The 21,708-nt window shown below is 59.1% G+C and carries 21 protein-coding genes and 4 pseudogenes; 8 read left to right on the top strand and 17 right to left on the bottom strand.

The features are described 5' to 3' along the window. The 3 genes from ATY80_RS27310 to ATY80_RS27320 form a co-directional block, all read right to left on the bottom strand. The coding region (locus ATY80_RS27310; protein ID WP_141105592.1) for a helix-turn-helix domain-containing protein at positions 1-104 on the bottom strand (104 nt) is incomplete at its 3' end. Between the two features lie 266 nt (positions 105-370). Then, positions 371-796, bottom strand: a complete 426-nt coding sequence (locus ATY80_RS27315; protein ID WP_088695426.1) for a type II toxin-antitoxin system VapC family toxin — start codon at positions 794-796, stop codon at positions 371-373. Next, positions 796-1,050, bottom strand: a complete 255-nt coding sequence (locus ATY80_RS27320; RefSeq protein WP_088695427.1) for a type II toxin-antitoxin system Phd/YefM family antitoxin — start codon at positions 1,048-1,050, stop codon at positions 796-798. Before ATY80_RS27320 ends, ATY80_RS27315 begins: the two co-directional genes overlap by 1 nt. Positions 1,051-1,346: 296 nt before the next feature. Between ATY80_RS27320 and ATY80_RS27325 the strand changes: the two are divergent. After that, positions 1,347-1,813: pseudogene (locus tag ATY80_RS27325) on the top strand (UPF0149 family protein). Positions 1,814-1,986: 173 nt separating this feature from the next. Here ATY80_RS27325 and ATY80_RS27330 read toward each other — a convergent pair. After that, a complete protein-coding gene (locus ATY80_RS27330; protein ID WP_088695428.1) occupies positions 1,987-2,922 on the bottom strand; it encodes an AraC family transcriptional regulator in 936 nt (311 codons plus the stop codon). A 119-nt stretch (positions 2,923-3,041) separates the two neighbouring features. Here ATY80_RS27330 and ATY80_RS27335 point away from each other — a divergent pair, with 119 nt between their 5' ends. After that, positions 3,042-3,938 carry an SDR family oxidoreductase gene (locus ATY80_RS27335; protein ID WP_088695429.1) on the top strand — a complete coding sequence of 299 codons (897 nt, stop codon included), beginning with the start codon at positions 3,042-3,044 and terminating at the stop codon, positions 3,936-3,938. A 602-nt stretch (positions 3,939-4,540) separates the two neighbouring features. Here ATY80_RS27335 and ATY80_RS27340 read toward each other — a convergent pair. Continuing rightward, entirely contained in the window at positions 4,541-5,662 is a 1,122-nt protein-coding gene (locus ATY80_RS27340) for an AI-2E family transporter (protein ID WP_088695430.1), read from the bottom strand. 661 nt (positions 5,663-6,323) lie between these two features. On the opposite strand from ATY80_RS27340, the pseudogene ATY80_RS27350 reads away from it, so the two are divergent. After that, a pseudogene (locus ATY80_RS27350) lies at positions 6,324-6,973 on the top strand (DNA ligase). Positions 6,974-7,268: 295 nt separating this feature from the next. Next, positions 7,269-7,520 (top strand): hypothetical protein, encoded by a 252-nt coding sequence (locus ATY80_RS27355; RefSeq protein WP_245306937.1) that lies wholly within the window; start codon positions 7,269-7,271, stop codon positions 7,518-7,520. 189 nt (positions 7,521-7,709) lie between these two features. Here ATY80_RS27355 and ATY80_RS27360 read toward each other — a convergent pair whose 3' ends face one another. Continuing rightward, a complete protein-coding gene (locus ATY80_RS27360) occupies positions 7,710-8,468 on the bottom strand; it encodes a protein phosphatase 2C domain-containing protein (RefSeq protein ID WP_189637283.1) in 759 nt (252 codons plus the stop codon). Positions 8,469-8,957: 489 nt separating this feature from the next. On the opposite strand from ATY80_RS27360, the pseudogene ATY80_RS27365 reads away from it, so the two are divergent. Then, positions 8,958-9,353, top strand: a pseudogene (locus ATY80_RS27365) (chloride channel protein); the annotation flags it as partial. Between the two features lie 936 nt (positions 9,354-10,289). Next, positions 10,290-10,568 (top strand): hypothetical protein, encoded by a 279-nt coding sequence (locus tag ATY80_RS28780; RefSeq protein ID WP_141105596.1) that lies wholly within the window; start codon positions 10,290-10,292, stop codon positions 10,566-10,568. A 1,314-nt stretch (positions 10,569-11,882) separates the two neighbouring features. Here the strand turns inward: ATY80_RS28780 and ATY80_RS29870 are convergent. Together ATY80_RS29870 and ATY80_RS27390 are read right to left on the bottom strand one after the other, a co-directional pair. Further along, positions 11,883-12,200: a hypothetical protein gene (locus ATY80_RS29870; protein ID WP_245306938.1), complete on the bottom strand. Its 318-nt coding sequence runs from the start codon at positions 12,198-12,200 to the stop codon at positions 11,883-11,885. A gap of 521 nt (positions 12,201-12,721) precedes the next feature. Continuing rightward, entirely contained in the window at positions 12,722-12,961 is a 240-nt protein-coding gene (locus tag ATY80_RS27390; protein ID WP_088695434.1) for a LysR family transcriptional regulator, read from the bottom strand. Between the two features lie 123 nt (positions 12,962-13,084). Here ATY80_RS27390 and ATY80_RS27395 point away from each other — a divergent pair, with 123 nt between their 5' ends. Continuing rightward, positions 13,085-14,062: a chemotaxis protein CheB gene (locus tag ATY80_RS27395; RefSeq protein WP_088695435.1), complete on the top strand. Its 978-nt coding sequence runs from the start codon at positions 13,085-13,087 to the stop codon at positions 14,060-14,062. Between the two features lie 44 nt (positions 14,063-14,106). Here the strand turns inward: ATY80_RS27395 and ATY80_RS27400 are convergent, their stop codons facing one another. The 9 genes and pseudogenes from ATY80_RS27400 to ATY80_RS27435 all read right to left on the bottom strand — a co-directional run bounded on the left by ATY80_RS27400 (position 14,107) and on the right by ATY80_RS27435 (position 20,587). Beyond that, positions 14,107-14,580, bottom strand: coding sequence for a DUF2269 domain-containing protein (locus ATY80_RS27400; RefSeq protein WP_088695436.1), 474 nt, complete (start codon positions 14,578-14,580; stop codon positions 14,107-14,109). Beyond that, positions 14,580-15,863 carry an SDR family oxidoreductase gene (locus ATY80_RS27405; protein ID WP_088695612.1) on the bottom strand — a complete coding sequence of 428 codons (1,284 nt, stop codon included), beginning with the start codon at positions 15,861-15,863 and terminating at the stop codon, positions 14,580-14,582. Before ATY80_RS27405 ends, ATY80_RS27400 begins: the two co-directional genes overlap by 1 nt. Positions 15,864-16,105: 242 nt before the next feature. Beyond that, positions 16,106-16,225: pseudogene (locus ATY80_RS29875) on the bottom strand (NAD(P)/FAD-dependent oxidoreductase); the annotation flags it as partial. A gap of 296 nt (positions 16,226-16,521) precedes the next feature. Next, the gene (locus ATY80_RS30190) at positions 16,522-17,106 is read right to left on the bottom strand and encodes an RES domain-containing protein (protein ID WP_348626665.1); all 585 of its coding nucleotides are present in this window, start codon (positions 17,104-17,106) and stop codon (positions 16,522-16,524) included. After that, positions 17,107-17,781 carry an XRE family transcriptional regulator gene (locus ATY80_RS27415; protein WP_088695437.1) on the bottom strand — a complete coding sequence of 225 codons (675 nt, stop codon included), beginning with the start codon at positions 17,779-17,781 and terminating at the stop codon, positions 17,107-17,109. It lies immediately after the preceding gene. A 447-nt stretch (positions 17,782-18,228) separates the two neighbouring features. Next, positions 18,229-18,426, bottom strand: a complete 198-nt coding sequence (locus tag ATY80_RS27420; protein WP_141105597.1) for an antibiotic biosynthesis monooxygenase — start codon at positions 18,424-18,426, stop codon at positions 18,229-18,231. A gap of 9 nt (positions 18,427-18,435) precedes the next feature. Then, positions 18,436-19,050, bottom strand: coding sequence for an isochorismatase family cysteine hydrolase (locus tag ATY80_RS27425; RefSeq protein WP_037385496.1), 615 nt, complete (start codon positions 19,048-19,050; stop codon positions 18,436-18,438). Between the two features lie 54 nt (positions 19,051-19,104). Further along, positions 19,105-19,779 carry a glutathione S-transferase family protein gene (locus tag ATY80_RS27430; protein WP_088695439.1) on the bottom strand — a complete coding sequence of 225 codons (675 nt, stop codon included), beginning with the start codon at positions 19,777-19,779 and terminating at the stop codon, positions 19,105-19,107. Positions 19,780-19,828: 49 nt separating this feature from the next. Beyond that, positions 19,829-20,587 (bottom strand): SDR family oxidoreductase, encoded by a 759-nt coding sequence (locus ATY80_RS27435; protein WP_088695440.1) that lies wholly within the window; start codon positions 20,585-20,587, stop codon positions 19,829-19,831. A 170-nt stretch (positions 20,588-20,757) separates the two neighbouring features. On the opposite strand from ATY80_RS27435, the gene ATY80_RS27440 reads away from it, so the two are divergent. Further along, a complete protein-coding gene (locus ATY80_RS27440; RefSeq protein WP_088695441.1) occupies positions 20,758-21,657 on the top strand; it encodes an AraC family transcriptional regulator in 900 nt (299 codons plus the stop codon). The last annotated feature ends 51 nt before the right edge of the window (positions 21,658-21,708 follow it).

Here is a 21,708-nt window from a genome sequence, read left to right on the forward strand (position 1 = left end):
CGGCCGAGCTTCTCGGCAATACTCTCAACGCTCAGGCCAGTCATTCGCCACCGGGCGATCTTGCGTCGTTCATCCAGATCAATATGGGAGTAGGTCCGTTTCATTGCATCTTCCTTGCGAGTGATAAGCCATTGGTATCATTCGCAAGTCGCACTTCATCCTTGAACCCACCCCCCGCTACAACACACGATCGCATAAGGTAACTTATGGAACTCCCATCCGCAGGTGCGATTCACCATTCCGATCGTCGTCGCAGATCAACACTCTGCGGAAATCTACCGCAGACATCTCCGCGATCATGGGTTGGTTGGCATCCGGGTGCTCAGTGTAATCGCATCAAACGAACGATCGCTGTGGATTCTTAAGAACGCTACGTCGGGAGATCCCACGGATTCACGAGCGCCACTCCCATGCTTTCAAAATCCTTGACGTTGCGCGTGACAAGCGTCATACGCCGGGTGAAGGCTGTCGCCGCAATATAGGCGTCATTGATTGGTTTGGGGTTGGGCACATGCCATTGGGCCGCCTGAACAGCCGCCGCCTCGTCCAAAGGCAGGATGCGGCCGGAAAATGCCGTGAGGACCGTATTTCCCAGCCAGTGGCGCAGCACCTTCCCGGCGACTGCATCATTATGCTCCACCAGCCGAACGCCGATCTCCAACTCGTGCAGAACTACGGATGAAATGAAGGTCTCGGCCGGATCGACGGTTTCGTTCCAGACCACGACATTGGGGTCGGCCTTGCCACTCGCGACCTTGCGCAGTTCTGACACGACATTGGTATCGAGCAACAGCATCAGGACAGGTCGACCGGCTGGGCAAGTTCCGTGCGCTGCGGGAGCGGCAAGTCAACATCATCCGCTCCGGGCGCGGCCAGCATGTCACCGAGCGTCCGCATTTTACCGGTAAGCCGCTTGTACTCATCGAACGACAGGAGAACATGCGCAGGCCGTCCCCTGTCGGTGATGATGACCGGTCCATCCCTGGTGGCGCGCTTTGCGCGGCCAAGGTCCTGATTGAGTTCTCGGCCCGAAAGTGTGGTAACGGTCACGATAAGCCTCCAGCGTTCGTGGTTACGTAACCACATTTAATCCGCATAAACTGGAATTGCAAGATGCGGGGCTCCTCAGACTGAATATCCCAGCGCGGCGGCCTTGCCATCGTTTCAGAATATCCGCAGGCTCAACCTTGGACGACGGCTTCTTCCAGATGATAGGAGCAGCTTTGTAACCGATGAGTGCCTATCAACCGCCGGCCGAGAGTGAAAGCCAGCGAGATGGAAAGTCTTCTGCCATGGAACTGGAAGGTTGAGCGAGAGGCGATGACAAAACAGGAGAGACGGGCGGCATGACGCACAACAGCCAGGCGACGACGACCGCACGACCGGAGCTTGATGATGAGGCGTTCGAGGCGTTTATCAGGGCACGTCGTCCTGCATCGCCAATCCGGTCAATGAGCGGTCTCGATGGCTATCTCACTGCTCTCACTATCGGACCGAGGTTTATCGACCCACGCCAATGGATCCCGGAACTGACCAGCCGAAAGACCACCGGCCCAAGTTCACCAAGATCGATAATCAGACCTTTGATCCATTCGATTGGGATCTCTCCTTTCTGCTGGGAACAGCGTACGCGCCGAGGTCTTGGCAACCGGTCCTTCGAGGTCATGCCGTCACTGGCGATATCATTGCGCCCATCCGCAACCTTGGCGAGACAAAACGGGAAGCGACCCGCCAGGATGTTGCTGACGTCGCCGAAGCACTCGTCAATATACGAACCTACTTTATGCCGCAGCGGGCAAAGCAGAAGTTCTGACTGAGAGCCAAAAACCTATTCCGTCAATCACGAAAGCCGTGGGCTGTTCGTCGCGCTCACAATTCATCTCCGCCCTTCGGCAGTCTCGGCGAATTCTGCTGGGTACCCGTTCTTGATCATCTCCGATAAAAGCTTGTCCCTGAAGCGAGAGACGCCGCTGGTGAACTTGAAGGTCAAAACCCGACGACCTGGTCGCCTATTCGCCCGGAATCGCGAATATAGCTGCGGAACGAACGCCCCATGACGCGCCGGAAAGCCGTACTAAAGGCTGCTTCCGAGTTGTATCCAGCTTCCTGCGCCAGATTTGCCAGCGGCTCCGGTTGGCGTTGATGCCGCGCAACGGCCGAGAACATCCGCCATCGGGTCAGATAGCCTATCGGCGTCTCGCCTACGGTCTCGCGGAACCGCTGCGCGAAGCCCGAGCGTGACATGCCCGCCTCACCGGCGAGGCGCTCCAGCGTCCACTTCCGTGCGGGCGCGGCGTGAATCGCCGTCAGCGCGGCGCTGATATGTCGATCGGCAAGCGCATAGAGCCAGCCCTGGCTCTCTGGCGTCTGTTCCAGATGCGCCCGCAACGCCTGCACCAGCATCATATGCGCCAGATGTTCGGCGATCAGCGACGCACCCGGACGGGCGGCTGACAATTCGTCCATCATTTGGCCGACCGAGAGGCGCAACGCGGTACGATCGGCCTCGCCATGAAGATGAATGATCGGCGGCAGGCCAGCTAAAAGCATGCCGGCCTCGATGCCCTGCACTGCGAAGCGGCTGCCAATCAGAAAAACTTCGCCGCCGCCGTTCAATGTCACGACCCCGCCGCTCCGGCCTGGCGGGATGATTTTGGCCGCATCAGTGGATGGCAGCGATAGATCACTCGACAATTGAAAGTCGCGCCCGGTTGGAAGCACGAAAGCCTCGCCGGCTTCAAGGCGGACCGGCTTTTCGACGCCGCTGACGGACAGCCAGCAGGCTCCAGAGACCACCCCATAGCATTTGAGAAAGCCCCGCTGATCGCGAAAGGCGACCGACCATGGACCCGCTGCGTCGAAGCCGGCAGAGACATAGCTCTGCGGGCGCAGCACCGAGAGAATATCCGACAGTGGGTCCATGCCTTCCTCGAGTTTGGACGATTGCGAATGTTTTATAGACGTTTGCGCATTGCTAGTACACCACGTTTGATCGATATTTGCGGCATGGCCAATTTGACGCCCAACCGCAGGAGCATAGAATGCGTGTTTTTGTCACCGGTGCGACCGGCTTTGTCGGCACGGCCGTCGTCGAGGAATTGCTTGCGGCCGGACACGAGGTTCTCGGCCTCGCTCGCTCGGAGAGATCGGCGGCAGCGCTGATCGCGGCGGGGGCGAAGGTCCATCGCGGTGATCTTGGTGATTTGGAGAGCCTTCGCACCGGGGCTGCTGCTGCGGACGCAACGATCCACCTTGGTTTCAACCACGACTTTTCGAGATTCGTCGAGAGCTGTCAGGAGGACGCCCAGGTGATCGAAACTTTGGGCGCGGCGCTGACCGGGCGTGACGGGCTGTTGCTGGTCACCTCGGGCACGGCGATACTGCCGGGCGGCACGGTCTCAACCGAAGCGACTCCGGCCCCGATGAGCGAGGGAGCCCACCCCCGCACGGCAAGCGAGCATGCCGCCGCGCGGGTTGCCGAACGAGGAGCGAAGGTGGCGGTGGTCCGCCTTTCGCCTTCGGTCCACGGGGCGGGTGATCGAGGCTTTGTTTCTTTCGTCGCCACATTTGCGCGCCAGCATGGTCGCTCAGCCTATGTTGGCAAGGGACTGAACCGCTGGTGCGCCGTGCATCGACGCGATGCGGCGCGGCTTTTCCGTCTTGCCTTGGAAAAGGGCGAAGGTAGAGCTTGTTATCACGCAGTCAGTGAGTCGGCCGTGCCATTCCGCGATATTGCCGCCGCGTTGGGGCGTAGCCTCGATCTCCCCGTCGAGGGTCTGCCGCCAGACGCCGCAGGCGCCCATTTCGACTGGTTCACGGCGCTGGCCTCCTCCGACACTCCAGCGTCGAGCGACTGGACCCGTACCACCCTCGGCTGGCATCCGACCGAGCCAGGTCTGCTCGCGGATATTGAGAGCGGCCTCTATTGCGGCGCCTGATTCCGAACCACGGTCCGGACGGTGGGGACCAGCGTTGCAACGGGCGCAGCAGCGCATGGCTCAACCTGGGCAACTTCGATGAAAACGGCCGGGGCGCGTCGCGCTGTCAGTTCGGCCGAGATCGGTCAGCCGGTGTTACGAGGCGGACAGCGCATTGGATGCAACTGCGAGCATGATGCCGCAGCAGCCTAGCCGTGCCGCAGGATTTAATCGCCACGGCACGTCCTCTCGCCAAGGTCAGCCCATAGGATCCACGCCAATCCGAGCTGAAACGCGGCGTCAGCACCACCTACTACGCGCTGTTCGTGCGCTCGCCCGTGATAGTGCGCAGTGTGCCATTCGACGGCCGACGAAGCCTGCGGGTCTGGCATCACATGAGCATTTCGATAAGAGAGTTGAAAGCAGTTCCCGCAGTTGGTGAGGGCCTACCCCGACGCCGATGTATTTCGCCGTGTAGCGGCTTTTCTCGCTGCTAGCTAGGCCTTCCCGCTCGTCCTTCCGGCGGAAGGGTACGTTCGTCTCATCGATCTCAATCATTCCGGGGCCAGGGAAATTGCTGTCTTGCCGACAAGTGGCTTTGGCGGTGCTTTCACGGAACCCGCTCAGCTAGGCCGAGCAGGCAGACTGATAACAGGCCTATCCAGGCCTGCCACCGTCGAGTGAGGCTCGGCCTCCAGCGAAGCCAGAACAGGCTGTTCCTTGTAGCGTCCATACCGCTTCGCACCGCGATAAAGCGAGCTGCCGGTCAGTAAGGCCGGAATGGCGATAAATCCTCCGGCCGGGCCCCAGAGCCAGATCCAGAAGGCGAACGAGACGAAAACAAGGAAAGGGTTCAGACGGGTCGCAGCCCCAAGCGCCTGCGAGGTAACGACTTGGGATTCAATCATATGCAGCAGAAGATATACAATGGCCGGCATCAGGATTGGAACGAGTCCATGGAAGCTGGAGAGTCCGGCAAAGACGAGCATCAGCGTCATGATCGCCGGACCGAGAAACGGAATGAAATTCAGGATGACCGCGAGAAGGCCCCATTCATAAGCATTGGACAGGCCAACCACAGCCATTGCTGCCCAGGTAACCAGTCCGAGCGCGAAATTGATGGCGGCAATGGTGATTAAATATTTTGAGATCGAAGTTTCGAAATCATCGAGAAAGCGCATCAGCATAGCTTTTACCGGCCGCTCGATAGGCAGCCCCCGGATGCCGTGCCAAAGCTTTGCGGCATTGGCGATAAAGAAGAATACGCTGACGACGAAAAGCAGATATTCCTTGACGATGACCGGGCCGAGCATCAGCGCCGACTGTACACCGTTGTCGTTTTGAACCTGAACGCTCGAGACGTGGCGGTCGTGGAAAAGGCCGGAAAACTGCCGTTGCGCTTCCTGGATTGAACCCAAGGTACCCTTCCAGGAAGCAAGTTCGAGACGGAAGCTCCTCCACATCTGCGGGCCACGGTCGATGAAATCGCTCACCGGCAGTGCGAGCCCGATGACGAAAATGAAAGTAACCAGGAAGACCAGCATCACGACGACGAGACCGGCCAGCATTTTCGGCGCGCCGAGCCTTTCGATCCTGCGGGACAGTGGCAGAAACATCGTCCCGACGACGATGCCGAGCGCAATGGGGGCGAAAAGTTGTTGGCCGACGCGCGCCACCGAGAAGAAGGCGACGATCGCAAGAAAGATCAGCGACAGCCGGGCACCGGCCGCCATCGTGTTCTGCATATCCGGTCTCCGGCAATATTTCTCAAGAGGATACGACGAATGGCGAACTGAATACAGGCCGGCCGGGTTTGAGCCCCAGAAATATCGTGGCTGCCGAGGTCGCGCAACAACCCGCCTGTTTGTCCAGCCTCGGGAGTGCCGGGGTCATCTTGCTCCATGCACAATGCAGGCGCCAAAGCTTGCCAAGTGCGCCGCCGTCCTTGCCTGCGAGAGGACAAAAAACCTTACCAAGTCACGCCCATCTGACCAATGTAGGCATGGCTCAGCATGCTTTGGCTCGAGAACGCAAAGCGAGCTTCCCAAGGCTCCAGTCGCCGTCTCAGGTCTCTGTTCGGCTGGAGAACCGGACGTACAAGGTGAATGGGGTGCCATTCCGCAAGACGGACTACAGTCATGAGGAGACCGAAATCTGGATGCGCGCTGCCTGCGAGGAAGCCCAACACTTGGCCCGGCCACTTCGGAACGACGGCCTTGTGATCACATCGCGGGAACCCTACGGTTCTACCAATGTCCGCAAAACTGGCGAACCACTTCCTGAGCCCATGGTGCTTTAGGCGATTTCAAGCCGGGTCGCGGCAATCGCAGTCGACCATTTCAACGATCAATCGTACAACCGAAAGAGGGAATGGATTTAACCCGGCTAATCTGGCGTAATGGGTCCATGGCAAAATCCGCGCGTTCTCGGCCGTTGGTCGCATCCGAGGAACCAGTTCGCAGCAGGTCTCGGAAGCCTCGCGATCCTTCGCAACCGCGCCTTCCCCTCGATCCGATGCCCTTACGCGTCGATCCCTGTCTTGCGCTCAGCAGACAAAGGCTCCCGAAGGGCGACGAATGGACGTTCGAGGTCAAGTGGGACGGCTACAGAATCTGTGTCCATCTCGAGAACGGCAGGGTGCGGATTCTGACGCGAGGCGGCCACGACTGGACACCCCGGTTTCCAGCCATCGAGGATAGCGTTAAGCGACTTGGTGTTGGTACGGCAATCCTCGACGGTGCGTCGCGCGCGCCGGCATCGGCAGCCTCGTCCCTGCCGCGCGCAGGGGAAACGATTTCGTCTACGTCCGATCGGTCGGAACAGGTTTCAATGAGCAGAATGCCGAGCAGCTCCGCAGAATGCTCGATCGACTGAAACGAAAGCGCGCACCGGTCGACTACTCGGGTCGAGGTAAAAATCTCGTGTGGGTGCAGCCCACGCTGATCGCTGAAATCGAGTATCGTGCCTGGACACACGACGGGAAGCTGCGGGCCGCTTCGTACAAGGGGGTACGCGATGTTCAGGACAATGCGGCGATCTACGAGATCGCAATCTAGCAGCGGATCGGCCCAGGGTCGTCGTTTATTGGGCGCGACCATCGGGCGGAGTTGGGGTTCACATTCAACTCGCGATACTGGACACACGCTTTCATATCCTTTCGGGGCGGAGACGCAGATCAGCGGGCTATGCGTATCGAATTGAACGTGTGGTGCTCGTAAGGACGAGCACGGGGATGACAGCCCTTGCTTGCGCAGGTAACTCGGAGTTCACCATCTCTCCAAAGTATCTATGAGGCAATGCCCCGAGCCAGTTGATTTCAAAGGGATTTTAGACTGATGTGGAGCTTCCACTATGGCTTCAGTCATGCAGCGCTACGAGATACAAGCACTTGAGAATGGAATGTGGTCGGTCATGGATCGCCAGACCGGCAGGCGAGTCGCTGACCGGGAAGGTTCGGGCGAAAGAACGAGGCTGGAGGCCCAGGCCTTGGCTGATTTCCGCAACGGCATGTTGGCTCGTCCCGCAAAGGAGAAGATTTCCTCGCGGCTCCAGAAGCTCCGTGGCGCCTGGGCACGCCTGACAGCGAAGCGGCAGACGCGATAGACCTGCGTCCCTATAGCCGGTCGGCCGGACCAAAGTCCGATTGCGACGAAGTGAGCTGAGCCTAATTGTCCCTTGTCCTCCGTTGGAAGGACCAGGGAGGCAACATCGGGTGGGGTTCGAAATGATCCGGTGGCCTCCCAACATCGTGGTCCGGTTGAAATCTGTTGGCGGCCCGCATTCATCAGGTTGTCATCCAGACCCCAAGCCCACGACAATCACAGAAATGTTGTCGTCTCCGCCAGCCTCCAAAGCGGCCTGCAACAAAGCATTGGCAGCGGCTTGCTCGTCCATTTCCTTTGAAAGAACGCGATGAATGACGGCGTCCGAAAGCATGTCCGAAAGCCCGTCGCTGCAGAGGAGCAGCGTTTCCCCATCTCCAAGCGGCTCTTGAGTGCTAACGTGAGAAAAGATGCGACTCGGCGTAAGACGACCGCCCAGCGCCTGCGTTATCTGATGACTGCGCCATGTCTGGCCGAACTGTTCTGGCACGTCATCGACTGTAACTTTGATAAGCTTCCCGTGACGACCAGTGCGGTAGCCTCGGCTATCGCCGACGTTGAAAACGGTGAGCGACGATGGGCCAAGTTCTATCCCCACCACTGTGGTGCCCATTCCCGTCAGCTCCGGACGGCGCGCCATCAACTTGAATATCTCCTCGTTGGCACGGCGAATGCGATCATCCCAGTCAGCGTCGTCAAAGCGGTCCATATCTGCCTTGAGGCATTCCAGGGCATAGCTACTCGCGACCTCACCGCGGGCGTGGCCACCCATGCCGTCGGCGATGAGGAACACCGGGCGTCTTTGGATAGAAACCGTACCGCTGCGCGATGCGTTATCACCCACCAAGATGGCATTTGCGACGAGGATGGCATCCTCGTTCTGTTGGCGAACCAAGCCCTTGTGCGTGACTGCAGCATATTGGATTGTCGGACCCGATTGGACTGTCATCGCTGACCTCCCCATTTATCCTTGATCCTCAGCCAGGCATGCTGGCTCCCTGTCGCATTCTCCGATGCTCGAAGGTCCTGCGATAGATCAACAGCTATTTCGCAACGAGATGGACAACATTCCCTCCGATACGTCCGAGCGTCACCGTCGAGGATTACACGAAAATTGCAATCACGGGAATTCCGGCTCCCTCCGCAGCGCGAATGAATGCCTCGTGCTGCGCTTACCGGGATATGGCCATGAAGGGCCATCGAGGCAAGCGAAACGGAAATGTTTCGGTGGTGCAGAACTCGAAGTTGTCGAGCACTCCGGTAGCTTCTTGGCGTCTTCACGCAGCTTGACTTGCCTTCGACCACCTGCTCGGTTGCGAATGATTGCAGTCGACCCAAAACCTTGCCGACATTCTTCTCAATAAGACCCACCTCTCGGGCTGACGTGCCATGAAAGTGCGCGTACAAGGCCTAAACCATACCCTATTTCAAGCGTCCAATGCCCCTCCCCTATCGAAAGTCAAAGGTTCTCCGCCGATCCCGTGTCCTATGGGGATCGTTCTCGCAATGGCGACCGAGACTGGTTTTCTGGATAGATGCAATCACGATCGGGATCGTAAGCGTCGGCTTCGCCAAGGCGGCCGATCTGGCGCAAAGAACATTCCTCTCGATCACTTCGTCGAGCCAGAACGCATTCTTGTTGTCGCTGCTGATCACGCCCATTGGCTTCATGCTCTCAGCCTATTTGGCTGCGCGGGTCTTTCCCAACTCCCAGGGAAGCGGCATCCCGCACGCTATTGCGGCAAGACACCTTCATGATGACGAAGATCGCGGCCGATTGCTTTCTCTGCGCACTGCTCTCGGTAAGATCGTCCTGACTGTCCTGGGTCTGTTCATTGAAAGCTCCAGATTGTGCGGGTGTTTAGAAAGGATTAGGCCATGCTCGGCCTGTCGCTGAGTATTACAGCCGGCAACTTATTTTGAGACGACAAAGCCACCAGGTCCGGTAGGCTCCTACCCATTGTGGGGAGTAGCTGAAAATGAACTCAGAAGCGCGCGATATCGAATATCAAGCCGACTGGCAAAGCATCGCCATGGTTCTAACGATGCCATTGGCCATTGCTGCGGTTTCGTTTGGATGTCAGTTTTTTCTGTAATTTTGCGGCACAAAGATAACACTGACTAGAAAAGGGACGGTTGTTGCCGCCCCTGTACCCAAGGTTCCGCAGTTGGCGGTCCACTTGTCGTTTCTCAGGACCACGTCGTGATTTACCGTCAAACCCCTGGCGACGTCCACGACTCGCCATGAGGAGGCGCTCTGCCAATGATCAAAGTGATCCTCTGCGCGGTCCCCATCGGTGATCCGATTGTCGCCATGACCGCTGCTACCCCGTGGGGCGCCGAATATCGGCAGGAAACCGACCTTTGAGGCGACGCCAGGGAGACCATTGACGGCTGATTGGCAACGCCACTGGTATTGGCGGCTGCCCTGACTCATCGCCTGTCACGTTGCTTTTCCTGAGACAGGAACTGGCCAATCACAGAAGTGGAACGCGCCTAACGACGCCGCCACGGGGGATGCCATCGTGTTTTCCTGATTGGTGTCCCGACTTCAAGCCGTTCGGGGGTGACACGGAAGGCCAGGTTGCTGTCGCCAAGGGCAAGGTGCAGGCGATCCAGAATGCTTTGCTCAGCAAGAACTGCTGGGCCGGTAATCCGCGAAAAGATATCACCGGCGAACAATGCCGTCGCCATGCGGTCTCAACAGGTGCCGTCAGGAACAAACTTGCCAGCGCCGCGGTTTCTGCAGAACAACCACGGAGAGTTCGTCATGCGTGCTCGCACCTTATCGGTCATTATCGCAATCACCGTCATTACGCCTGTATTGGCAGAGTCGTTGCCCGATGAGGCGGGACCTTCGCCAGGCCAGAAGAACTCTACTTCTCAACAGGAAAGCATCACAAACCCCGGTGGTTTCGGCAAGTCGCCTGATATGAAGGCAATCGACCCCAATCGCACCGGCTCCACTGATCTCGACTGCAGGCAACAGAAGGACATCAGGACAGAGCGAAGCGCCAAGGCTACCAACAATATGGATTGCGTGCGCTAGGAGCGATGCTCCGCGATTTGCGAGGCGCCGTACTTGATATCGGCCATGATCTTCGGAAGGAACAGCCACCGCCGGCTTCAGAGGGGCTGCCATTTGGGCCACTCGGGGCAGCTGGGTAGGCATGGGTGCGGTATACGACGTCCCGCCCAACTCACTTCGCGAAATAGTACTCTTAGGAGTTAGCTTCGTCGGGCCCTTGGCAGCCCTGAAAGATGCTCGCCATGCTTAGCTTAGGGACGCGGCCGACCGGGTGACGATTAAATACGCCTAAGTTGAATTAAATATGAGCAAGGCCCAAACAAATATTAATTTGTAGCCAATCGCTGCTACGTTATCGTCGAATCTGGTTTCGATGAGTGTGGTTATGCGCAGACATGCTGCCCCCTAGCTGTTTGCCGGTCATTCGCGGGGGCTGCGACATACTAGACGGACGTAATCCGCTAGGATCGGATCGTTAGCAAGGTGCTGCTGAAACAACCATTCCTCCATTTGGCCGCGGCAATAGATATCAAGCACATACTGCTGTTGCACCGTCAACGAGGGCAAATGAGCCAGAGCCGTCGGGCCCCTCGAAGTATGGCCCGGCGCTTTTTTCTCAGTTTCTTTGCCAAGTGATACTTGAGACGACATAGCTGTTCTCCTTCTGAGAGAAGAACTGCTGTCGAAGAGATGAGTTCCTTGGCCTTCGGCGCGCACGGCATGGCGAATAAGCTGCCGACCTTCCAAAGACTTTTGCGAACAACCCGACAGGTGGGAGTATACTGCGACATCGGCCCAAGTGCATGGCACGGGCCGGATTGAGACCCCTACGCGCGCTTGCCATTATGGAGGAGCGCCAAGATGCAAATCCCCACATTGACACTGGAAAACGGCGAGGTTGAAGTCCTCGCGTCGGTCGTCGGCGAAATGATGTTCGGGAGCGCGAAGCAATAGCGTGCCATGCCGGCGCCATGCTTGCCAATGTTTAGAAAATACTGAAGATTCTCATTCAAGTATCCGCTAATCTGCAGGCGCCTGTAGAGGGGACCACCGATCAGTTCGAGAAGGAGGTTGCTGCACTTGGTGAAGCTACGAGCGCGGCTGAAAACATTTCCTGCTGGCGCGCGGTCGGACATGATGATGCATACGCCGGTGTGCACTTGCGGCACCGCTCCGAATGCGGGACAACAGAAATTGAAACGCAAATGTTCCGGGCCACTGGAATGAAGATCCGGAGGCGGGGCAAAGGACGATGTTCCTTGTCTATATCCGATCTCAGGCAAGGTCTGTTCGAGCTGATGCGCCGCCTCCAGCAGTCTTATCAATGCCACCCCATCAAAGGACACGGTGACGTGTAGAGGTCGTGCCCTCCGTCGCCCATTGCAGTTCGGGATCGATGATCGGAGCATAAACCCCGTTCCCGGCGTCCGGCAGGTCGAGCGCCGTGCCGAGAAGCCATTCATGCAGGAACCATAGCCTCCGGGCATATCGGCCTGTCGGCTGCGCCCGAACGATCCCCTCAAAGGGAGCAGGGCCGACTGCCTGAAACAACGCTCTCAGAACTGCCAGATCGAGACCCTCGTATTTAAGGGCAAAGGTCGGTGACCCTCCAAGTCCGCGGCAGGCGCATGGCGCGGCGTGGTGTCCAGCCATCCCGGCTGTAACTTCTATGCCGCGGACCAATGGCTGAAAGCTGGCGGGGCAAAGGGACTTGCAGGCCGAACGCATCGATAAGGGCAGCGTAGCCGGCCGGGGTCGCCTGCTCCGGCAGCCTCAAATCCTGAAAAACAGTAACAGGTCCTGAAAAACGATACGGAAGCTCATTTCCCAGAAAAGTCGATCTACCATCTGAAATGACGTCCCCAGCAGAACATGCCGTGAAAAACGATAACTTCCTATGAAAAACGATAAGAGGATGCCAACCTCCTGAAATCTGAAACTTTATTGCGGCGGGATGGCGGATCTAACTGAAAGTTTGCTCAAGATTCATGCCCGTCACCCCTGATTGAGGAGTTCTGTGCCAATTGAATTTTCTCTCAAAACGAAATTCTGTTAGGCCATTGATTTTCTGCTTCTCGGCGAGAACCTTTCGTTGGCTCAAGGTCAACCCCGATGCGATATCGCCGTAGACCGCGATAGCGAGCTGTCGACTTCGGGAAACGGGGTATCAAGCGTCAAGGCAGCACACCGGTCGTTGCCGGCTCGACGGTCTGATCCTGATTTGCCCTCGCCGGCTTGCCTGCGCGACCTCGGCCGGCAGTGCGATTTACCGATGATCCGCACCGCCGATCATAGAACACCTCGCCTGCCCGTGTCAGTTCGCCCCGCCACTTCTGCCGCTTGAGCAGCCGTACACCCAATCCCTTCTCCAGCGCTTGGATGTGCGAATTCAGTGCCGGCCGGGCGATGTCCATGCGCACGACCACCCAACGGAAGTAGCAGCAGACCGCAGCACACAGCGATCCTGCAAAAGCTTGTCAGCACACCAGCAACGAACAAACTTGCATAATCGCAGTTAGGAACGAAAGGAGATCGCAATGGCCAAGCGAGACGTGATCGCAATCGGTGGTTCGATGGGGGCGGTCACAGCCGTGAGACAACTGCTCGCAGACTTTCCCGCAGCCTTCGCTCCTACTATTTTCATCGCCACCCATGTGGGCGCCCACGGCAACAACCTGCTTGCCGACATTTTTGCAAAAAGAGCACCAATTCCGGTCACCACAGCTATCGACAGCGAAGTGGTTCAAAAGGGACACGCCTATGTCGCCCCGGCAGACAGGCACCTCTTGGTAGTCGATGGCGTTATCCGTCTTGGGCGAGGTCCGCGCGAGAACCTGGCCCGCCCCGCAATTGACCCTCTGTTTCGATCCGTCGGCGCAACCTACGGTCCAAGGGCCATCGGATTGGTTCTTACAGGACTGCTGAATGATGGTGCCGCAGGTCTAGCGGATCTGAAGCGTTGTGGTGGCGTAACCGTCGTCCAGAACCCTGCGGACGCCGAAGCATCCGATATGCCGCTCGGGGCTCTGGCGGCAACCGAGGTTGATTTTCGTGCACCGCTTGCTGATCTACCGGACCTGCTGGTGCAGCTGGCAGGCGAAGAGATCGGCGAGCCTTTGCTCATACCGGACGACATCAAGCTTGAGATCGACATCGCTCTTGGCGGAAAGACCCGCGCTGCGACGATCGCCCAGATCGCGGACTGCGTTCCCTTGTCCTGCCCTTCCTGTGGAGGGGTGCTTTCGCAGATTAAAGCTCCCTCTCCTCTCAGATTTCGCTGCCAAATCGGTCATGCCTTTAGCTCAGAGGTTCTTGCTTCGAGGGCCGACGGCTCCGTTGTTGCAGCGCTGAGGATTGCGCTTCGCGTCATCGAGGAGCGTGTTACGCTCAGCGAGAAGATGGCAGACGACGCACGCCGAAGAGGCCGGACGGCTGCTGCCGCGATCAGCGAAGGGCGTGCTGACGAGGGTCGCCGATTTGCCCAGGTGTTGCGGCAAGCGCTTCTCGAACTTTAGCCGGTGCCTTCGCGCGCTCTGGTTGCGACTGACGCTAACACACCTTAATACGCTATCGGCGGTTTGACGATCATCAGCCACAATATACTGAGCACCGCGGCGAATGCCGGAAAACCGAACCAGAACCAGGTCCAGAATAATCGATGGTAGTGGGGCGGAAGCGGGGTTTGCGCGATAGATGCTGCCGTGGCGAGGTCCCGCAGCCGAATCTGGATCCAAACCACCGGCAGCCAGAAGACACCGGTTACAAGATAGAGAAGGATCGACAGCACGAGCCAGCCATCGAGCAAGGAGTAGCCGGCGTTCCAGGCCAGCGCGACGCCGGTGACTGGCTGGGCGATGACCGCTGTTGCGGTAAAAACGAAGTCGGCATTGACCACAATGCGCGCCACGCCAGCGATCTGCTGTGGTTTCCCGGTGAGATGCGCGGCCAACATGAAGAAGGCGATACCGGCGCCGGTTCCCAGAAGGACCGCGGCTCCAATCACGTGGAGATACTTGAGCACGAAAAACAGCATCAGCGGTCCCTCAAGATCACCAACGCGACCAGATTTAACATGACGATAGGCCAGATCTTAGTAAGCGGCCCCAAGGGCTCGATCCATAGGCGCGGCAACAGCAACGATCCGGCAACCGCATAGAACAGGGAAATGCCCAGAGCGGCAAAAAGAGCGATGCGGGTTGTACGGCGGAAAGCAATTCCGACACCTATCAGAAGGTTTGTAAGGCCCCCGGCAATGACAGAAGGGCCGCTCATCGATTTTGCGCCGCCTTCGAACATTAAATCGAGTCCGATCTGATATCCGGGTCCAATCGAAACCAATCCGGTGGTGATCCAAAACGCCGCAAGTATGATGAAGACCAGCGGTCGCAAAAGGTAAAGCAGCGCAAACCAGCGTTCCTGGACAGTGGCAGGCTGTTCGGCGAGTGCTTCTGGCAACGAGCGAGGGATGATACTTGTCACCCTTGTCCAATCCGTCGGGTCACCGACGGCCCCACGCGCGATTTCAAGCTCAGCGTTCGAGCGCACCGGAGGCCGCCAGCCGAGCTTGCCAATGGCGTCTCCAAAGCGATACGTCAATTTCGCAAAAGAGTGGGGAAGCATAAACTCATGCGCGGGCGACCAGCCGAGCCATTGCCGGTAGAGCTGGACTATCTCGGTGAAGCTGTGCCGAGTGGGACCGACGAGGTCGAGTGCAATCCCGTGCGCTGTCTCTTTCTGAACGAAATACTCAATAGTTGCCACGACGTCGTCCAGTTGAACGACTTGCAAAGGCCCTGTCGCGGGCATAACAGGCATGACAGGTAAGGCCGCAAGCCCACGCATCAACGCACTTGCACCAAATACCGGGCGACCAAGAACCACGGACGGACGTAGGATGACCCATGTTAGGCCGGAGGCCTTCAAAACCTCCTCGCTCCGCTGCTTTGTCGTGGAAAAGCGGCTTGTGGGATCCCGGTCGACACCTACTGCTGAGATGTGGATAATTCGCACCGCTTGCGAATGGCGGCACGCCATGATGATGTTTGACACGACGTCTTCATGAATAGCGGAAAGGTTTTCCCCTGGCGCGTCCTGAAGCGCGCCAACACAATTGACGACTGCTTCTGCGCCGGCGAGCGCCTCCTTCAACGCTCCCGTTGACCGGGAGAGATCCATCGATCGCCATTCGACCATAGGAAATCGTTGTCGCGAAACTTCGACGTCGCGGGCGATACCTACGAGGGTGTGCGATCGTTGCAGTCGGGAAACCGTGGCCGATCCGATAAGCCCGGAGGCTCCCAGTATGACGATACGCATGAAGATACGTTCCGATTCCAAGACCTCTACTACGCAAACCACCGCGCTCGGATGCGGTTCCATTTTCCCCCTCTATCGCCCCCGAGCCTGACCACATGCCCATGCGGCGACATGCACAAGTAAGTGCGTTCGCCACTTCAAGACAGCGGTCGGCGCCCTGTTTACGACACAGCGATCGCCGCAGCGGCGGGCGGGAGAACGGTCAGCGCGGCAAAACTGAAACGGCTGTGGCAAAGAACGATTTACCGCAGCTTTGGCATGCGTTCACAAAGGCCGTTTCGGATCGAGGTAGCAGCAATCGCACCTTGTCCCAATGCAACTGCTATCTGGTCAAGTCCAGCGACCACGTCGCCCGCTGCATAGCGGTGAGTCCGTCAAGCGAACAAGAGCTGCCTCTTTTACTGTCGCGACGTCGGCGTTCCGTGGAAGACCGGAGCGGACGGTTTCGGCAACGCAGTGGCTATGCCCAGAATGGTGAAGGTCTTGATAGGAATCGAACCGCCGGCCCGTTATAGTTAAGCGGCGCGGCAATTGAATTCCTCTCGAGGCAATAGCTTAGATCGGCATGCCTCAAGATGCGCCTGCGGCAGAGATTAAGGAACCACTGCAAAGGTTCGCGCCTCTGTCGCTGGTTTCTCAAACCAGGCTGACCCGGAGGTCATTGATCACAGCGGCAAGGCCGGTCGCGCCTATCAAAGGCACGATCCGTACCGGATCGAGTTTTGAGACGGCGCGTCCGAATACCGCGATGTTCGTGTGTCCGTTGAGCCGTGAAGGATAGATGATGCCATCCGGTAGGGATTTGTGTTCGTGGAATGCCAACGACCACGCGCGCCAAGCTTTGGCGCGAGGATTTCGCGACGTCCGTCGGAACCCCCATTCTGACAGCATGATCATCGCGCAGGTCGACGAGTAGAAGTTCTTCTGTCGTTTCGATCTCGGCGAACCGCCGTACATGAATTTCGTTCTCCTCAATCGGGAGATCTCCGATCAGACCGTCGCGGCGGTCGCGAAGCACGGCCTCCAGAAAGCACACTTTGAGCGTATCGCCCAAATAGAGCACACCGAACCGCCTTGCGGCGTCACGCCGGCGTGGATCGCTGAACCGGCTCGGCGTCTTTCCAAAGCCCAACGGGTCTGGAAAGACGCTCGCATAGATCCGGCCGAAACGAGACCCTGAGGGAAGGACTTTGAGATCGAGCGACGAATGTTCGAAACCGGCAGGCGGCTTGATGCCGGTCATTTAGCGAAAGTCACCGCGGGCGACACTTTCGGCTACGGCGATCGCATCGGCGTCCCGACCTCGCTTCAAGGCATCGAGTCCCGTGCGACCGTCAAGCGCCCCATGTGGCGAGACCAGAAAGCGGTAGACCGCCCAGGCTCCTGCCAAGATTTCATGCAGTTTCGGGAGCGCGGCATAAGGGCGACCGTCCTGATCGAGTTGCCACACAGGGAAACGAAAACCACGTTTGGCACCATCCAGGCCAAGCACCTGTCCGCTTTGGCGCTTCGTGTTGACCGTGACCCGCGAAACGCCCAAGAGATCCGAAAACGCGTCTGCGCTCAGCATATCATCCTCGCCCAGGATCTCCGCTACACGACGGCGACCGCGTTCCCGTGCAGCTGCCAAAACGGCGGAGAGTTCTTCGTCCGGTTTGGAAGCCTCTTCCACAGGGAACGCATGTTCAACTTCCGATGGGTCTTCCTCGACAATCGAAATCGTCTGCGCTCCGGCGAGTGGATCAACAACGACGCGGAAGCTAACTTGGTGACCAGCCTTCTGGCTGAGTTCGACGGCCCTGGTATACTGCCTGAGGAGTGCTTTCTCGAAGTCGGCCTTTCGGGGTAATTTCATCGAGAATGCGATGCTGGGAGCTTCGCCTTTGAGTTCGCTTGCTGTCGTTTTCGTGACGGGCATGACAACCAACCTTTCTTAACCTAAAGATAGGCAAGACGAGAGGGCTGGTCAAGTTCGTTAAGTTTGTAAAGCCATGTAAGGCTTTTTTACATTCACACAGCGGTCTTTCACGAGACGGCCTTGTGTTTCGGAAACGATTGCACGCCTTGAAGGGATCAGAACCAGCGACCCTGGTGTTGACAGAAGCTCTTTATCTCAAATGCTCCTGTAGCTGACATCGCCACCGGCCGAGGAGGCTGACCGATTTGGGGCCGACTGCAGAATGGCCGGATTTCGCGGCAGGAAGACTGAAGCAGACGTTTTCTCTGCCTGATCGGCCAATGAAAAGTTCAGGAGGCGTGAATGTAGCCGCGAAAGGGCTCGCCGCTCAACGCCGCGTGCGTCATGTCCGACGCAGTACCAGGTCGTAAGTCCCACCGGTAGGAGTTTGTGCAAGGAACGACGCAGTCAGTGGCCGATGGGCAGCCATGTGGCATGATTTTGATGCGCGCCGAGTGCGGCTTCGTCTTTGTAGATTTCCAGGAGCATGTAGGCGTCGGACTGAAGGCGCGACTTGAACAGTTCACCCAGATAGTTGCCCGCCTCGTTGGTGAGCGCGGCCTCCGGATAAACGATGCCTAGCGCCACCTCAGTGGAGCTAGGCATTGCAACGGCTTACGCTTGCGTCAGGAATTGCTGCGTCGTGATAGCATTTGCGTAGAAGGGTGCGATGTCGCTCAGGAACGAGGTCTGCTGCTCCTTGGTGAAGGCCGCCGACGCATCGTAGATGACGTTGGTGTGATAGCCGAGATCGTGGGCGTTGCGCACGGTCGACTCGACGCACTGCCGCAGCGCGAAGCCCATGACGTAGATGTCGAAGATCCGGTTATTGCGCAGGTAGCTGTCTAGCGTGGTCGCGGCGAAGGCGCTGCTGCCACCGGTGCGCTCGCTGATGGTATATTCGCCGTCGAGCGGTTCGAAGCCTGGGAAGAATTCCGTCTGCTCGCCGAGGAACGAGCCATAGTCGCGCACCATCTTGCGCAGCCCGTACTTCCCTTCGCCCAGCACCCGGTAGGCCGGTTCGAGCACCATCCTGACGTGGATGACTTCGATGTTGCGGCGACGTGCCTCTTCGATGACCTTCTTCGAATTGGCGATCGCGGTGTCGATCTGCTCGCGGTCCTGGAACTGGCCGTTGATGCCGCCGGTGGGTGCCAGCCAGTCGTTCTGATATTCGATGAGGATCAGCGCGCTCCTGGCGCCGGCTTCGTTGGATGCGTGGTCAGTCATGATGTTACTCCTTTGTTTTGGATCATGTTCGGGTGCTCGCCCCTGCGGTCGGCGTCAGGCCGCGAGGAGAGCCTGATGCTGGCGCAGGTGCGCGCGGAAGCGTTCGGCATAGTCCTCGACCACCGCGTTCCTGACGCTCGGACGCGCCGCCAGTGCCGCCCGCCACGCCGAGACTCGCGGGAAGCCTTCGAAGATCGCATGCGACACCGCGGGATCGATGATCGCGAAATAGCGGAAGAGCGGGGCGTAGACCGCATCGACCATGCCGAAGGCGGCACCGGCGAAATACGGCCCCGACCCCAGCTCGGCCTCCAACTTCCGGAGCCGGTCGCGGAATGCGGAACGCTTGGCCTCCGCGGTCGCCGGATCGGTGGCGTTGAGAAACTGCCAGCCATCGGCCAGGGTCTGCGTGGCGAACTCGATCCACGCTCGCTGCCGGGCGCGCAGCAGCGCATCGTCGGGATACATCGACGCGCCGCCCTGCGTTTCGTTGAGATACTCGCAGATCACCACGCTTTCGAAGAGGATGGCGCCCTCCTCGTCGGTCTGGTGCACCTTGAGCAGCGGGACCTTGCCGGTCGGCGACAGCGCCAGGAACCAGTCCGGCTTGGCTGAGAGGTCGACGTTGGTCCGCTCGAACGGTACGTTCTTCTCCAGAAGGACGATCGCGGCGCGTTGAACGAACGGGCAGAGCGGATGGCTGATGAGTGTCAGGCTGGGGTCGGGCATGATGGCTCTCGATGTGACGGCAATTCCGGATGAAGGAGCGGCGCGACGGTCAGATCGCCTGGCCGCCAGAGATGTCGAAGGTGGTGCCATTCGCCCAGCCCATGTCGTCGGACAGGATGGCCGCGACCGCGCCGCCGATGTCGTCGGGCTCACCGACACGGCCGAGCGCGATGGTCCCAGCGACATAGGCGTTGACGTTCGCATCATCGCGGACCACGCCGCCGCCGAAGTCGGTCGCGATAGCCCCCGGCGCGATCGTGTTCACGCGGATCTGCCGCGCGCCCAGCTCGACCGCCATGAACTTGGTCAGCGTCTGGATCGCCGCCTTCGCCGCCGCATAGAGGCCGTAGCCCGCCATCGTGACGCGCACGAAGCCCGACGAGACGTTCAGAATGCGTCCGCCATCCGCGATCAGCGGCAGCAGCTTCTGCGTCAGGAAGACCGGGCCGCGCAGATGCGTGTCGATCAGCGAGTCGAACTGTTCCTCGGTCGCGTCGGTCAGGAGCGCGTACAGGCCCTGGCCGGCATTGTTGACCAGGAAGTCGAACTGCTCGCGGCCGAACTGGGTCTTCAGCGTGTCGGCGACCGTCTCGGCAAATGCCGGGAAGCTCGCCGCATTGCTGACATCGAGCGCGATCATCGCGGCCTTGCCGCCCAGCGCCTCGATCTCCTGGCGCAGCGTATCGGCCTCTGCCGCGCCGCTGCGATAGGTGCCGATGATGGCGACGCCGCGCTTGGCAAGATGCAGCGCCATGCTGCGGCCGAGGCCGCGGCTGGCGCCGGTGATGAGTGCGATCTGCTTGGTCATGGTCTGTCCTTCCTGGAGTGGTCTCGCCGGAATGCCGCACCGCTGCGGCGTCGTTCCGATGCCAACCAGATAAGTCGGGCGGGGCGCGTCCGCCCGCCCAATGCTCTCAAACTATTGCCTGATTGTCTCAGGCTCTTTGCTTGTTCGAAAAACAGTGCCATAGAAGGCTCATGACCGAGCATCTCCAGCCGCATATCGACCTCGCCCTGCGCCACGCGCGATCGGGGATGACCGTTACGCCGATCCAGCGACTGGAGATCGGCGTGGGGCAAGCGACCTCCGGCACGTCGCCGTGCCTGTACCGCTCGATGATCTGCTTCATCCTGCAGGGGTCGAAGGATGTGGCGATCCACGACAATCTGTTGCGCTACGACTCCTCGCAGTATCTCGTCAGCGCGCTGGATCTGCCGCTGAGCGGCCAGATCCACGATGCCGATGACGGCCGGCCCTATGTCGCGGTGTCGCTCGTCCTCGACCCCGCATTGCTGGCCGAGATCGCGTCCACCATGCCACCGGTGCGCGACGCCGATGCGCCTGGCATCGGGATCGCGATCAATCTGATGACCCCGCCGCTGCGCGACACGCTGCTGCGCCTGCTGGCCTTGCTCGACACGCCGGGCGACATTCCGGTTCTGGCGCCGATGGCGGAACGCGAATTGCTTTATCGTCTCCTGCAAGGCCCGCAGGGGCGCCTGCTGCGCCATATCGCCCGGCCCGAGGGGGCGCTCGGCCGGATCCGGCGTGCGGTCGAATGGATTCGCGATCACCACAATACGCGGCTGCGGATCGAAGCCCTGTGCGATGCAAGCGGCATGAGCCGCGCCAGCCTGCACCGCCACTTCGTGGCGCTGACTGGGCTAAGCCCGATCCAGTATCAGAAGCAGCTTCGATTGCAGGAAGCGCGACAACTGCTGCTCTCCGGCGACCGAACCGCTTCAGATGTAGCCTTCGCAGTAGGTTACGAAAGCGCCTCGCAATTCAGTCGCGAATATCTCCGGCAATTCGGCGTACCCCCGGTGCGCGACATACGTCAGCTCAGGCAGGCGATCGGCAGCTCAGCAGCGGCGTAATCGGCCATATTGCATCGTCTGTATGATGCTCGTCCGCCGAACGAACGTCTG

The sequence above is a fragment of the Rhizobium sp. R711 genome, assembly GCF_002211365.1.
Classification (GTDB): domain Bacteria; phylum Pseudomonadota; class Alphaproteobacteria; order Rhizobiales; family Rhizobiaceae; genus Rhizobium.